Genomic DNA, 13,108 nt, shown 5'->3' with positions numbered 1-13,108 from the left:
CTCTGCCGCTCGGTCGTGGTCAGCGGAGTGGAGCGGACCGCGTGCGTACCGGTCCTCGTTCCGATCCGGTGGCTCACGTCTCCCGTCGTGCCGTCACCAGGCCCGTCTCGTAGGCGGCGATGACGGCCTGGGCCCGGTCGCGGACCACGCGCAGGGCGGCAACGAGGTCCTCGGGCGAGATGTCCTTGGGCAGGAAGCCGCACGCCCCGGCCCTCAGGACGCCCACGACGTGTTCGTCCATGTCGAAGGTGCTCAGGGCCAGAACCCGGCAGCCGGGCAGTTCGGAGGCGAGCCGCTCGGTGGCCGCGATGCCGTCCAGTACCGGCATGCGGATGTCCATGACGACCACGTCGGGTCGGTGCTCGTGGGCGAGGCGGACCGCCTCGGCGCCGTCCGCGGCCCCGGCCACGACCTGGAAACCGGGTTCGGGAGCGAGCATCAGAGCGAGGCCGCGGCGGACGAGCGGCTGGTCGTCGGCGATGAGGACCTTCACGGTCGCGCTCACGCGTACACCTCCCGACGGTCGGTGGGCAGGGGCAGCCGGGCCCGGACGGCGAATCCCCCGCCCTCCGGCCCCGCCCGCAGGGTGCCGCCGTGGAAGGCGACGCGTTCACGCATCCCCATGAGCCCGTGGCCCGAGCCGCGTGCGACGGGACGGCCGGGACGCGGACCGTCGTCGGTGACGGCGACGCCCGGAGGAACACCACCGCCCGGTGGCCGCGGACGTGGCCGGACGGGTGGGCACGGCGGTGACCTCGGCGGCGCTGACGATCGTGACGGCCTTCGCGACGCTCGGCGTGGCGACGTTCGGGCAGTTCCGGGTGCTCGGCCCCTCGGTGGCGGTGTCGGTACTGGTGATGCTGGTGATGCCGGTGATGCCGGTGATGCCGGTGATGCCGGTGATGCCGGTGATGCCGGTGGCGAGCCTGACCCTGATGGCGGCACTGCTGGCGGTGACCGGCCGGAAGATGTTCTGGCCCTCACGGATCCTCTCGAAGGCCGAGCGGACCGGCCCGGCCGCCCGTACCGGCGAGCTGGTGGCGCGCCGTCCGCTGCTGGTGCTCGTGGCGTCGGTCGCCCTCCTCGGCGCGCTCGCGGCCGGCACGGCGGGCGTCCGTATGGACTTCGGCACCGGCGGCACCCCGCGCGACACGGCGGCCGCCGCGACGGCGCGGGAGATCGCCGGTGCCCTGCCATCGGGGGTGTCCGACCCGACGACGGTGTACGTCACCGCCGACGACGGTCGGATCCTGAACCCCACCGGGCTGGACGCCCTGCGTCGGGCTCTGTCCGGGGTGGCCGGAGTGGGTGAGGTGGCCGCCCCGGTGTTCGACACGGATCGCACCGCCGCTCGGCTGGACGCCTATCTGACGGTGGACGCCCGGACCGAGCGCGCCCGGGCCCTCGTGGCGGGACCGGTGCGCCAGGCCGTACGGGAAGCGACGCCGGTCGGTACCACCGCACACGTGGGAGGCACCGCGGCCGTGTTCGCCGACGTGGCGACCGCGGTCGGCCGGGACCTTCGGACGGTGTTCCCGGTGGCCGCGGCACTGATCGCGTTGATCCTGGTGGCGCTGCTGCGCAGCCCGGCGGCCCCGGTGGTGCTGATGCTCTCGGTCGGGCTGTGCTTCGCGGCGACGTTCGGCGCCTCCGCACTGGTCTTCCAGCACATCGGCGGTGAGCCGGGGGTGAACTTCGTCCTGCCGTTGGTGCTGTTCCTGTTCGTCGTGGCACTGGGCACCGACTACAACATCCTCATCAGTGACCGCCTGCGTGAGGAGATGGCCCGCGGAGGCCCGGCCCGTGCCGCCGTGGCCCGTGCGGTACGGCACACGGCGCCGGCCGTCGCCACGGCCGGCGTGGTTCTCGCGGCCTCCTTCAGCGGCCTCGCGGTGAACGCGGACGCCTCCACCCGCCAGCTGGGCTTCGCCACGGCCCTGGACATCCTCCTGTCCTCCTTCGTCCTGTCGCTCCTGCTCGTCCCGGCGGCCGCGGCGCTGCCGGGCCGGGGGATGTGGTGGCCGGGGCGCGAAGCCGGAAGAACGAGATCCGGCCCGCGGGCGAGCGGGACGCCGGGCTCCTCACTCCGTACGACGAGGAGGAACTCTCGGGTGTACGACCGCTTCCGGGCTATCCGAGGAAGCTCAACCGCACCCGACGGTTCGTATTGTCGACATTCGTGTCCGCCAACCTCTGTTAGGACGACCCTCAGCGTAGCTGTGAGGCTTGTCGATGTGGGAGGCTCGACGCATGCTGCGGGCCGGTCTTCGCCTAACTTGATCTTTAACCTCGGGTGTCGAAGAGCAAGGACCAGCACATTCCTGTTCCCCGGCCGACCGTACTCGGTGATCTGCGCGCTGGAGACAGGCCGCAGTTCGTGGACCGCGCCGCTGGACGCGCTGCGTCTGGCATCCGGCGACGACGTCGCCACGGTCACCGCCCGGCGGATGCGTGAACTGGCCGAGTGGCTGATCGCAGCCGGGCAGTGGAAGGACAGCGACCCGTACATCTTGATCGTGGTCGACGCCGGATACGACGTGCCCCGCCTGGCCTTCCTACTCAAAGACCTTCCGGTGCAGGTGCTGGGCGGATGCGCTCGGAACCGTGTCCTGCGCCGTGAGCCCGGCACCCGGGGCCGCCCGCCCCGCCACGGTGGCGAGTTCGTCTTCGGCGATCCCATCACCTGGAACACCCCCGACGCAGCGACCGTGGCCGAGACTCGCCTCTACGGCACCGCCACCGCACGCGCCCGGGACCGCCTTTCCACCGGTCAGCAGGCCGTCAACCGGTCCCACGCGACGATCCAGGCTCTGGTCGAACAGGCCGTCGCCACTCTCAAGTCCTGGCGGCTCCTCAGGAAGCTCCACTGCTCGACCACCCGCATTACAAACATCGTCCAAGCTGTCCTCACGCTACATCTGGCCAGCTCAGAGTGAAGATGGAAAAGGATCACTATCAAGTACACGTCCTGGCCTGGCTCTTCGCCAGTACCCTTGACACGCCGTGACGACTCGGATCTCCTGTCAAGAGAGCCGACCTGGCTTGTACAAAGCCTCGCAATAACTCCCATTCGACACTCAAGATCAGAAGATGGATTCTTGCTTCGTCGTCAAGTGAACGGAGTGCCCCGTGGCGGTTTTGGAAATTGAACGCAAATTCCAGGTGGTGCAGGATTGGGAAATACCGCAGTGCAGCCGGCGAGTTCACATACGTCAGGCATACCTGTCCGCGCCGGAGGCGGCAATAGAGATTCGCGTCCGCTCGATGGACGAGACGTACCTGATGACGGTGAAGTCGCCGTCATCGGCGCACGGAGAGGGTGTGAACGTGCGCTCGGAAGTGGAGTTCCCGATCCCTGCCGAGGAATTCCGGCGGCTCTGGGAGATGACAACCGACCGGCTTGAGAAAGACCGGTGGTCGGTGCAGCTCGATGAAGCGGGTGATGCCCTCGAAGCGGTTGTCGACGTGTATGTGGGCACGCACGCGGGACTTCGGGTGGTCGAGGTCGAGGTTTTCACTTACCGACGAATCAGGAATTCGACGGAATCACGGAACCTACGAGAAAGCCCCGATCGCAGTCAGAAGTGTTATATGCGACCTCTCCCCGCATGAACCGCATTCATCTTTCAGGTTTCGACGGAAATGCGCAAGCCCTTGGGATCATAAGCTTCGGAACTGCGGATTCCTGACGTTTTCAGGCGTGCCAAAACACACCTTCTTCGTCAATGACGTCCCCGCCGAAAATCTGCGGCTTCGACGTCAGTCCGATAGAGGAAACACCACGGCGATTCCTTATCCAGAAAGGGTGAAGATATTCTCCGGCCCCGCGAACAGGGCCGGAGAACACGTGGATCGGTCAGATCGACCGCTGCATCGCGGAGGCCGGCCCCCGGGACGGGTCGAGGACGACCGCGGCAACCCGGTACTCGGGATTCAAGGCAGACCAGATCTCGTCCAGCAGGCCCGCGGCGTCGTTCGCGCCGGTCGTGGTCTCGTCGAAGGGCGAGGCCACGGAGACGGTCTGTCCGTCCGACCGGTACGTGGTCATCAGAACCGCTTCTCCGGGCTCCAGGTCGCGGACAGTGAGGGTCATGACGTTGGTGGTCAGCCGGGATCCGGTACTCGGGCGAGCCGCACCGAGCACCGCAGTACGACCGCCGTCACAACTGAGGAGTGCGGTGATCCGGGACGTGCGAATCGGCGGGTCGGGCTCGTACTCGAGCTCGCCGAGCGAGTCGGCGGCCGAGGCGCCCTTGCGCAGTCGCTCGGTCACCTCGGAGACCTGCTCGCCGTTGCCGAACACCAGCCACTCGGGGGTGGCCAGTGCGGCCGCGTAGTGGCGCAGCGGATCGTGCTCGGTCTCCGCGGTCGGCCCGACCAGCAGCTCGTCACCGACGAGGCGCAGCGCCCGGTCCTTCGAGGCGGCGCTGCGTCCGGTGAGGAAGTAGCCGCCGAACACCGCCCCCGAGAGAGTCCGGGCGCACAGCACCCCTCGGCCGGGGTAGGGGTTCGAGGCCAGCAGAGTCTTCAGGTCTGTCATGCGTCATGCCTTCTCGAGGTGAGAGCCCACGGTTCTGAGCTCGTCGATCGTCAGTAGTGCGGTGAGCGGGACGCCCAGTCGGGCCAGCCTCTCGGCGGCACCATTCCGGCGGTCCACCACCACCCACGCTCCTACCACATGGTGGCCCAGGGCCCGCAGGCGAAGGGTGCTCCGTTCCAGAGCGGCGCCGGTGCCGGCCACGTCGTCCACCAGGGCGAAAGTGCTGGCCGGGGGGACGGCGGTGCTCAGGAACCCGACCACACCGTGCTCCTTCGGGTGCTGCCGCAGCGTTCGTGCAGGCAGCAGACGTCCTCGGTTGAGGGCCGCGAGCGAGACGGCCAACGCCAGACCGCTGCCGGCCACGGCCTCACCACCGACGTGGTCGGCCTCGGTTGGGATCTGGAAGGCCATCGCGTCGGCGGCCATGGCGAGGGCGGTCGGGTCTCCCAGGATCCGATGACCGTCGAGGTAGTCGAGGAGCAGGGTTCCGTCACCGCGGCGGGCCTGGATGAAGGGGTTGACGTCGCGCAGCGTCTGGGCGAGGGTGCCGGCCGGTCGGCTCACCGCTGGGCCTTCGCGGCGAACGCTTCGTCCGCCCACTGCCGGACCCTGTCGCTCGTCGCCTCGATCCCGGTCACCGAAGTGTCGATGCCCCTCAGGTAGCCAGCCGCCTCGAGCCGTCGGAAGCTCTCGTACACCCGGCCCATGTGGTCCAGGTCGATGGGGCGTTCCGCCTCCTCGGGGCGGGAACGGATCCGTTCGACGGCCGTCTCCACCGGGCAGTGGACGAGGACCGACAGATCGGGCTGGGGAAGATGGCCGGCAGCCTCGACGAACCAGGGCTCGAACTCCTGCCCACGGGCCAGCATATTGGCCATCGTGGTGTAGAGGTAGCGGTCGCAGATCACTACGCCGCCGTTCATCAGGTGGGGGAGCATCACGGCGTGCGCGTGGTAGAGGCGGTCGCCGAGCGTCAGCAGGTAGAGCGCACGATAGAGCTCCAGTTGTGCGCCGCCGATCTCCGAGAAGCCTCGGAAGACCTCGTGCGCGCGGGCGCTCCGGGTGGGCTGGAAGGTGTCGAGCACATCGTGACCGGCGGCCCGCAGCCGCTCCCCGATCTGCCCGATCAGGGTGGTCTTGCCGGCACCGTCCGTGCCCTCCACGACGAGGAGGAGACCGGGTGCGGTCAGCGGTGTCAGGGTCGGGAGGACCGGGCGGTCGGCGGCCTGAACGGCCGCCGCGGTGGAGGTCGTCATGGCTCAGGCGATCCCCTCGACGACATGCACCTCGTCGGGCGACACCTTGATCGTCATGAGGGAGTGGACGGGCACGCCGAGGTCGCGTTCGAGCAGTTCACGGCCGCCGTTGTCGGCCTTCTCGACGACCACTGCCACGGACGTGATCTCCGCGCCGAGGTCCCGTACGGCCTCGATCAGCGCCGCGACCGTGCCACCGGTGGAGAGGGTGTCGTCGATGATGCAGACCCGGTCTCCGGGGTCGATCCCGTTGACGTTCAGCGTGCTGCGGTCGTACTCGCTGGAGAAGGCGACCTGCCGGCTCGGGAACTCGTACGGGTAGTGCCTGGCCATGGCCAGAGGAAGCCCGGTCATGAGGGAGAACGCGGTACCGATCGGGGCTCCCTTTTCTTCTTCCACCAGGACCTTGGTGACACCGTCCAGGTCGACCCGGGTCCTCAGATGCGAGGTCACGTACCAGAGCAGCTCGGGCCGCAGGGCCGGGAGCTGGTCGCACAGTTCGTTGACCGTGGTCAGGTAGGAGCCGGTGTCCAGAACATCTGCCCCGAGATACACATCTCTCAGCATGTGGGGCCGCCCTTCTCGAAGTACTGTCGGATGGCATGAAGATCGGGCTTGCCCGAGGCCGTGCGTGGTGCGGCGGGCACGATGTGCCAGCGCCGCGGGACCATGAAGGAGCTCAGTCGGCGCCGCAGATGGTCGGCAAGGTCCCCGGGTCGCAGCTCGCCAGGATCTCCCTCGACCAGGGCGGCGACGATCTCGCCACGCGTCGCGTCGGCGAGACCGATGACGGCGGCGTCCTGGACGTCCGGGTGCTCCAGCAGGGCGGCTTCCACGGTCTGCGGGGCGACCTTGGAGCCCGCGACGTTGATCAGCGTCTTGGCTCGACCGGTGAGGTGGAGGAGCCCCGCGCCGTCGAGGTGGCCGAGGTCTCCCGTGTCCACCGCCCCGGGCCGGGCGTCGGTCCCTCCAGGGACCGGCACGAGCTGCCCGGCCGAGCCCACGTAGAAGGACGGGTTGCCCTTCCGGGTGACGAGGATCCGCCCCATCTGCCCCGGACCCTGTTCCTGCCCGTGCTCGTCCACGACGGTGATCCGTACGCCGGGCAGGGGACGGCCGACCGCGGCCGGTGTCTCACGGGCGTGGGTGTGGTTGACGGTCGTGATCCCGCCCTCGGAGAGGCCGTACTCCTGGACCAGCGGCGTTCCGGTCGTCTCCAGCCAGTCGGCGGCGAGGTCCGCGTGCAGCGGGGCACCGCCGGTCATAGGCATCCGCACGCCGTTCAACGCACCCGCCCGCACCCGGGGCGAGCGCAGCAGCGACCTGAAGACGTACGGCGTCCCGCACAGCAGGGCCGGGGCATACCGCTCGGCGAGATCCGTCGTCGTCGCGGGATCGAACGACGGCACCACCACGGTGGGTGCGCCCACCGTGAGCGCGGCCAGGAAGAGCCCGGAAGCGAAGCTGTGGGCGACCGGAGTGCCGCACAACAACGGTCTGTCGGCGCTGAGTTCCAGGCCGGCAGCGACGGACTCCGCTTCGTCGAGGAGGTTCTCCTCGCTTCGCGGTACTCCCATGGCGGTGCCGGTCGTGCCGGAGGTCAGATGCACCAGCGAGGCCCCGCGCCACCAGGCATGCGGCGAACGAATCTCACCCGCGAGCGGTTCGCTCACCTCGCCGATCAGCGCCGTGGCCGAAAAGGCGTCGGCCTGCCGGGCGACCGCGAGCCGGGGCATCGCGGGCGGGAAGCAGACGACGGTCAGTCCCCGGGAGCGGAGCGCCAGGGCGTCGATGAGCCAGGCCGTGTCGCTGGGACGGTGCAGGGCCGCAACGGCGGGCTCGGAACCGTTCGCTTCCGGGAGTTCCAGTGCCCGCTTCCGCACGGCCGCCGCGAGCTGACTCCAGGTCAGTTCGACGTTCGGGTCGGCGATCGCGAGCCGGTCGGGGCGCCGCAGTGCGTGCTCCGTCAGCAGGGAGATGAAGGCGTCAGACACGATCAGTCCGCTGGTAGCGCACAACGGCCGAGGGAGCGCACTCGGCAGTCGTGACGACGGTCAGTGACGTGAGGTCGCCGGACACAAGGCGTGTCAGCGCCCGCAGATGCCCGTCGAGGGGAGAGGCCGCCCCGGGCTCCGACGTCGCCACGACGTGGGGCGACGCCAGTCCCGCCAGGAGCTGCGACACGGTGTCCTCCTCCAGGCCGGCCGGGTCCAGCCATACCTCGTCGGCGGCGCCTTGCCGGTCCACCTCGGCGATCGCGGCGAGCAACGCGGCGGCGGACCTCGCCCGCGACGTCGGCGCGACGCGGCGGAAGGCCGCGAGTTCGACGATGCTGCCGGCCGACGCGGCCTGCGGCGTGCCAAGGAGGAGGGCCGTGGCCGCGGCGGGAACGTCCGGGTCCTTCTCGTACCGCCACAGGCGGTTCTCCGGTGCGTCGTAGCCCGCGGCGAGCACGGCCTGTTCGCGGCCGGTGGCCACCGCCTCGGCCGCCGAGAGCAGCGCCTCCACTCCCCCGGTCGCCCCGAGGAACGCCTCCAGCCGGCCGGTGATGCCGAAGGCGGACGAGCACTGGGAGGCGGGTACGTTGAAGGTCGACCTGGCGAAGTCCAGCGGGTCCACGGTCCGGCCCCCGCGGCCCCGGATCGCGGACTGCATCCGGCCGTGGTTCGCCTGGCCCCCGAAGGCGGTGCCGGTCAACAGACCACCGCTCCGGACACGTTGCGCGGTGTCGGGCCCTACGGCACCCAGCAGCGCGCCTACGGTGGCACCGAGCAGTTCCGTGACCCGGTCCGGCGCGGGCGACCGAGCGAAGGCCGGGTCCTGGGGTTCCCCGAGGTTCCGCGTCTCGTCAGCGATGGGGTCGCCGAACGCGGCGAGCCTCACGGGCTGTTCGGCGGACGACTGTGCCGCCAGGTGCACCAGGACCTTCCGCCGGGGCGGAAGGGCGTCGACACGCTGCCGGCCCGGACGGTCGAGCACTACGGTGCAGTTGACGCCCCCGAATCCGGAGGCGTGGACAACTGCCGGGGCCACAGAATCGGCCGGTGCGGTGCCCCGGGCGAGGTCGAGCACCTCGAAGGCCGGGTCCGGCTCGTCGACTCCCAGGACCGGCGGCAGCTGGGAGGTCCGGATGGCGTCGACCGCCGCGATCGCGGAGAACAGACCGGCCGCGCCCTCGGTGTGGCCACAGCCGCTCTTGGTGGCCGTCACCGCCATCCGGCCGCCGGACGGACGGAGCACCTCGGCGACGGCTGAAGCCTCGGCTGCGTCGCTGGCTACGGACGCCGTTCCATGGGCGTGGTAGACCGCGATCTCTTCCGGGCCCCGGCCGGCGTCGGCGAGGGCACCGCGCAACGAGCGGGCGATGCCTTCCGCGCTGGGGGTGGTGATGTGAGCGGCATCGCTGCTCGCGCCCCACCCGGCGAGCACCGCGAGGACTTCGGCGCCCCGGGCCCGCGCGTGGTCCGCGTCCTCCAGAACCAGGAACGCGGCACCTTCGGCCAGCACGAAGCCGGACCGGTCCCGGGCGAACGGGCGTGTGGTGGTGCTGAGCAGCCGCATGGAATGGAAGCCGGCGAAGACGACCTCGGTCAGTACGTCAACAGCGCCCGCCGCCATGACCGGGGCTTCGCCATTGCGAATCCGCTCGGCGGCCCAGGCGAGCGCACCTGTCGCGGAAGCGCAGGCCGAGGAGATCGTGACGTGCGGCCCGTCGAGCCGCCACCGCTCGGCCAGCCAATACGCCGGCCCTTCCTTGCGCAGGGCGAGGGTGTCGGCGCCCGCATCGAGCGCCGGGCCGGCGGGGTCCAGTGTCTCGTCGGGCAGGTGCCAGCCGGCACTGGTCGAGGCCATGGCCAGGCCGGCGGCACGCACGGTGCCCGAAGCCAGTCCGGCCTGGGCGAAGGCTTCGGCGAGGGCTTTCTCGGCCAGCTCGGCGGGCCGGTTGCGGCTCTGAGGCGAGAGCCCGGCAGCTGCGGCGTGGTACACCCCCGAGTTCCGGTAACCGGCGGGATCGAAGGTCCGGGGCGACTCACTGGGCCGGCCGGTGCGAAGCCCTGCGGTGAAGGCGGCGACGCCCTCCCCGAAAGGCGATACGCAGCCGAGGCCAGTGACGACGATCTCAGGCACGCTCACGTCCGATTTCCGCCTGCAGTCGCTCGACCAGGAGCGTGAGGTCCTCGACGGTCTTGACGCCGTTGAGGTCCGCGTCATCGATCTGCAGCTCGAAGAGGTTCTCGACGTCCACGGCGAGTGACAACCGCTCCAGGGAGTCGATGCCGAGGTCGATCAGGCTGTCGCACGCCTGAATGTCACGTCCCGCAAGCTCTTCACTGCGCTTGCGCAGCACATCGCAGAGCGAAGCAAAGACTGAAGGGTTCATGACACTGACTCCAAAGTGAAAGACGGGAAATGCTGTCGGCGGTCGGTAGGCGGCACAGTCGACCCCCCGTGCGGCGTGGGCCGAGTCACCCTGACCGGTGGGAACAGGCACGACGTCACCCAGCTGGCGCCGCTGCTGGACTTGATCCCCCGTATCCGCGGACTTCGCGGGCGGCCGAGGCCCGGCCGGGCCGGCTCTTTGCCGACCGCGGCTACGACTACGACAAGTACCGGCGCCTCCTCCGCGCCCGCGGCATCACACCCAAGATCGCCCGCCGAGGCGTCCCGCACGGCTCGGGGCTGGGCAAGACGCGCTGGGTCGTCGAGCGGACCTTCGCCTGGCTCCACCAGTTCAAACGCCTGCGCATTCGCTACGAGATACGCGCCGACCTCCACCTCGGCCTGCTCCAACTCGCCTGCAGCATCATCTGCTCGCGGCGCCTACGAATCCCATTCTGAAACGATCAGTAAGGGGGTTTCGGCTCGGTTACACACGAACCAATGCTCAATGACTGGTCTATGACGCTTCGGTCGGTCCAACAAGCTTCTTGTGCTATCGCTTTCACGGGTCACGCGGCCCCATCCCGGGCGCCCAGGCCCTGCCGGGGGACGGGCGTCGTGGTCGGCCAAGGCGGGAGTCTCAGTGCCGCCCCGCACAGTTCCGGACATGATCGACGACTTGGACAGCATCAACTGGGCGTCTCTGGCACACGCGTACGGGCCGACCGACGCGTGCCGGGATGGCTGCGCGCCATCGTCTCGCCCGACCCCGAGGTACGGAAGGGGGCGTTCGGCAACTTCTACGGTGCGGTGCTCCTCAGGGGAGCGTGCACCCGAGCACGAAGGCCAGCCTGCCGTTCCTCTTCGCCATGACGGACGACCCCGCGACGCCGGACTGCGGCGCGGTTCACCGCGCCGTGACGCACCCGAGCACGCCCGCACGGTCGGTTGGGCGGCCGCAGATCCGGCCTACAGTGCCGCAGCACCGAGAAACGACAGCCGGACCTGACGCTCCGAATTATCGACGTTCGTGTCCACCAGGCAGACCGACTGCCAAGTCCCCAGGGCCAGTTCGCCGTCGATGACCGGGAGGGTCGCGTGCGGGGGGACGAGGGCCGGCAGGACGTGGTCGCGGCCGTGGCCCGGGCTTCCGTGGCGGTGCTGCCAGCGTTCGTCGGCGGGGAGGAGGCGGTGGAAGGCCGAGAGGAGGTCGTCGTCGCTGCCCGCCCCCGTTTCGATCAGGGCGATCCCCGTGGTCGCGTGGGGCGCGAAGACGTTGAGGAGGCCGCTGCGGCCCTGTGCCACCTCCGCCAGGAAGGACGCGCACTCCCGGGTCAGGTCGTGGACCGTCTCCGACGATCCGGTGGTGACGTCCAGGGTGCGGGTTTCGAATCCGTGGCTCATGGCTCCATGGTGGCCGACCCGACGGTCCTCTCAAACTCTCCACGCGGGGCGCCCGGGGCCCGCCCCTCCGTCACGTCGACGGCGCCGGGCCGAAGCCGCCCCGGAGCGCGGTCAGGGCGATGCGGTACGTGTCGGAGGAGGCGTCCCGTACCTCTTCGGCGTGGTCGTACCGGGCCGCGAAGACGTGCGGTCCCGGCGGTACGGACGGCCGCCCGGCGATCGGCTCCCGGCCCCGGGCAGCCGTACGACGGGCCGTCCAGGCGGGTCGGGGCGCATCCGCCCCGTGGCCCAGGAGGGCTCGGCGTGCGGATGGCGCTTCCCGCCTCGCGATCGAGGCGGGTCGGCCGGAACCGGTGCGCCGGCGAGGTGCCGTACGTCCGGGCCGTGCGCGCCGAGCCGGTGCCGGTCGGCCATGACCGCGACACCGCCCCGCGCCCCGGCCCGATCCGGTCGAGCCACGGGGCCCCGCCCCTCAAGAAGACTCGCGCACGACCAGTTCCGTCGGCAGCACACGGCGGCGGTTCCCCGCGCGGCCCCCCTCCGGACCCTCCGGGTCCTCCGGGCCTTCCGCGATCTCCCGTATCAGCATCCGCGCCATCGTCCGGCCCATCTCCTCGATCGGCTGGCGCACGCTGGTCAGCGGCGGGTCCATGAGCCGTGCCACCGGCGAGTCGTCGACCCCGACGAGGGCGACGTCCTCGGGCACCCGGCGGCCCGCCTCCCGCAGGGCCCCGCGCGCGCCGGCCGCCATCACGTCGGAGGCGGCGAAGACCGCGTCCAGGTCCGGTCTGCGGTCGAGCAGCAGCCGCATGGCCCGTCGGCCGCCCTCCTCGGTGAAGTCGCCCGCCGAGACCAGCTCCTCGTCGGGCGCGAGTCCGGCCTCCGTGAGGCCGGCCCGGTAGCCGCCGAGCCGGGCGCGCGCCACGTACATGTCGAGCGGCCCGGTGACGGTCGCGATCCGGCTCCGGCCGCGCGCCACCAGGTGGGCGACGGCCACCCGCCCCGCCCCGATGTTGTCGGAGTCGACGTACGGCACGGGTTCGGCCTCCGTGCGGCGTCCGTTCATGACGACCGGCAGGCCCAGTTCCCCGATCCGGTCGGGCAGGGGGTCGTCGCCGTGGACGGAGGCGAGCAGCACGCCGTCGACGCGCTGGGCCGCGAGGTACTGCTCGAAGCGCTGCCGCTCCTGCTCGGTGCGGACCAGGGTGAGGAGCAACTGCTTGTCGGATTCGGCGAGTTCGGCGCTGACGCCCCGGATGAGGTCGAGGAAGTACGGCTCCGCGAAGAGCCGGGCCTCGGCCTCGGGGATGACGAGCGCGATCGCGTCGGTGCGGCTGCCGGCCAGGGCGCGGGCGGCCTGGTTGGGCACGTAGCCGAGTTCCGCGACGGCTCTGGCGACGGCCGTCCTGGTCCGCTCGCTGACCCGGGGGGAGCCGTTGATCACCCGGGAGACCGTGCCCCGGCCGACCCCGGCCCTGGCCGCGACCTGTTCCAGGGTGGGTCTGCCGTTCTGCCGTCCGTTCACGAC

Annotated in this window: 10 protein-coding genes and 5 pseudogenes; 5 read left to right on the top strand and 10 right to left on the bottom strand. The window is 70.6% G+C overall.

Annotated features, from left to right (window positions below; translation table 11 throughout):
- Positions 1-115: 115 nt before the first annotated feature.
- Positions 116-505, bottom strand: a pseudogene (locus tag ACIP5O_RS21065) (response regulator transcription factor); the annotation flags it as partial.
- A gap of 352 nt (positions 506-857) precedes the next feature.
- Between ACIP5O_RS21065 and ACIP5O_RS21060 the strand changes: the two are divergent.
- The 4 genes and pseudogenes from ACIP5O_RS21060 to ACIP5O_RS21045 all read left to right on the top strand — a co-directional run.
- Positions 858-2,015 (top strand): annotated as a pseudogene (locus ACIP5O_RS21060) (MMPL family transporter); the annotation flags it as partial.
- Between the two features lie 284 nt (positions 2,016-2,299).
- Positions 2,300-2,762 (top strand): annotated as a pseudogene (locus ACIP5O_RS21055) (transposase); the annotation flags it as partial.
- A pseudogene (locus ACIP5O_RS21050) lies at positions 2,754-2,936 on the top strand (transposase family protein); the annotation flags it as partial. The pseudogenes ACIP5O_RS21055 and ACIP5O_RS21050, both read left to right, overlap by 9 nt.
- Before the next feature lie 193 nt (positions 2,937-3,129).
- Positions 3,130-3,612, top strand: coding sequence for a hypothetical protein (locus tag ACIP5O_RS21045; RefSeq protein WP_401295416.1), 483 nt, complete (start codon positions 3,130-3,132; stop codon positions 3,610-3,612).
- A 244-nt stretch (positions 3,613-3,856) separates the two neighbouring features.
- Here the strand turns inward: ACIP5O_RS21045 and ACIP5O_RS21040 are convergent, their stop codons facing one another.
- The 7 genes from ACIP5O_RS21040 to ACIP5O_RS21010 are packed head-to-tail and all read right to left on the bottom strand — an operon-like array spanning position 3,857 to position 10,177.
- Positions 3,857-4,540, bottom strand: a complete 684-nt coding sequence (locus ACIP5O_RS21040) for an IMP cyclohydrolase (RefSeq protein ID WP_401295414.1) — start codon at positions 4,538-4,540, stop codon at positions 3,857-3,859.
- 3 nt (positions 4,541-4,543) lie between these two features.
- The gene (locus ACIP5O_RS21035) at positions 4,544-5,104 is read right to left on the bottom strand and encodes a hypothetical protein (protein WP_401295412.1); all 561 of its coding nucleotides are present in this window, start codon (positions 5,102-5,104) and stop codon (positions 4,544-4,546) included.
- Positions 5,101-5,796 (bottom strand): dTMP kinase, encoded by a 696-nt coding sequence (locus tag ACIP5O_RS21030; protein ID WP_401295410.1) that lies wholly within the window; start codon positions 5,794-5,796, stop codon positions 5,101-5,103. Before ACIP5O_RS21030 ends, ACIP5O_RS21035 begins: the two co-directional genes overlap by 4 nt.
- A 3-nt stretch (positions 5,797-5,799) precedes the next feature.
- Positions 5,800-6,351 carry a phosphoribosyltransferase family protein gene (locus tag ACIP5O_RS21025; protein ID WP_401295408.1) on the bottom strand — a complete coding sequence of 184 codons (552 nt, stop codon included), beginning with the start codon at positions 6,349-6,351 and terminating at the stop codon, positions 5,800-5,802.
- Positions 6,352-6,356: 5 nt separating this feature from the next.
- Entirely contained in the window at positions 6,357-7,790 is a 1,434-nt protein-coding gene (locus tag ACIP5O_RS21020; protein ID WP_401295406.1) for a class I adenylate-forming enzyme family protein, read from the bottom strand.
- Positions 7,783-10,008 carry a beta-ketoacyl synthase N-terminal-like domain-containing protein gene (locus tag ACIP5O_RS21015; protein ID WP_401295404.1) on the bottom strand — a complete coding sequence of 742 codons (2,226 nt, stop codon included), beginning with the start codon at positions 10,006-10,008 and terminating at the stop codon, positions 7,783-7,785. Before ACIP5O_RS21015 ends, ACIP5O_RS21020 begins: the two co-directional genes overlap by 8 nt.
- Positions 9,917-10,177, bottom strand: a complete 261-nt coding sequence (locus ACIP5O_RS21010) for an acyl carrier protein (RefSeq protein WP_401295402.1) — start codon at positions 10,175-10,177, stop codon at positions 9,917-9,919. The genes ACIP5O_RS21015 and ACIP5O_RS21010 overlap by 92 nt, the downstream gene beginning before the upstream one ends.
- A 90-nt stretch (positions 10,178-10,267) precedes the next feature.
- Here ACIP5O_RS21010 and ACIP5O_RS21005 point away from each other — a divergent pair.
- Positions 10,268-10,635: pseudogene (locus ACIP5O_RS21005) on the top strand (transposase); the annotation flags it as partial.
- A 510-nt stretch (positions 10,636-11,145) separates the two neighbouring features.
- Here the strand turns inward: ACIP5O_RS21005 and ACIP5O_RS21000 are convergent.
- Both ACIP5O_RS21000 and ACIP5O_RS20995 read right to left on the bottom strand, forming a co-directional pair.
- Entirely contained in the window at positions 11,146-11,580 is a 435-nt protein-coding gene (locus ACIP5O_RS21000) for a secondary thiamine-phosphate synthase enzyme YjbQ (protein ID WP_401295400.1), read from the bottom strand.
- A 472-nt stretch (positions 11,581-12,052) separates the two neighbouring features.
- Positions 12,053-13,105: a LacI family DNA-binding transcriptional regulator gene (locus tag ACIP5O_RS20995; protein ID WP_401295398.1), complete on the bottom strand. Its 1,053-nt coding sequence runs from the start codon at positions 13,103-13,105 to the stop codon at positions 12,053-12,055.
- Between the last annotated feature and the right edge of the window lie 3 nt (positions 13,106-13,108).

This window comes from Streptomyces sp. NPDC088915 (assembly GCF_044749825.1).
GTDB lineage: Bacteria > Actinomycetota > Actinomycetes > Streptomycetales > Streptomycetaceae > Streptomyces.
Note: the sequence above shows the minus strand (reverse complement) of the source record. Positions and strands in the feature narration are given on the sequence as shown.

What these genes read in the sequence shown, in the direction of transcription:
- ACIP5O_RS21040 (WP_401295414.1), bottom strand. Translation starts at nt 4,540, where the DNA reads ATGACAGACCTGAAGACTCTGCTGGCCTCGAACCCCTACCCCGGCCGA.
- ACIP5O_RS21030 (WP_401295410.1), bottom strand. Translation starts at nt 5,796, where the DNA reads ATGACGACCTCCACCGCGGCGGCCGTTCAGGCCGCCGACCGCCCGGTC.
- ACIP5O_RS21015 (WP_401295404.1), bottom strand. Translation starts at nt 10,008, where the DNA reads ATGACGCGGACCTCAACGGCGTCAAGACCGTCGAGGACCTCACGCTCC.
- ACIP5O_RS21010 (WP_401295402.1), bottom strand. Translation starts at nt 10,177, where the DNA reads ATGAACCCTTCAGTCTTTGCTTCGCTCTGCGATGTGCTGCGCAAGCGC.
- ACIP5O_RS21000 (WP_401295400.1), bottom strand. Translation starts at nt 11,580, where the DNA reads ATGAGCCACGGATTCGAAACCCGCACCCTGGACGTCACCACCGGATCG.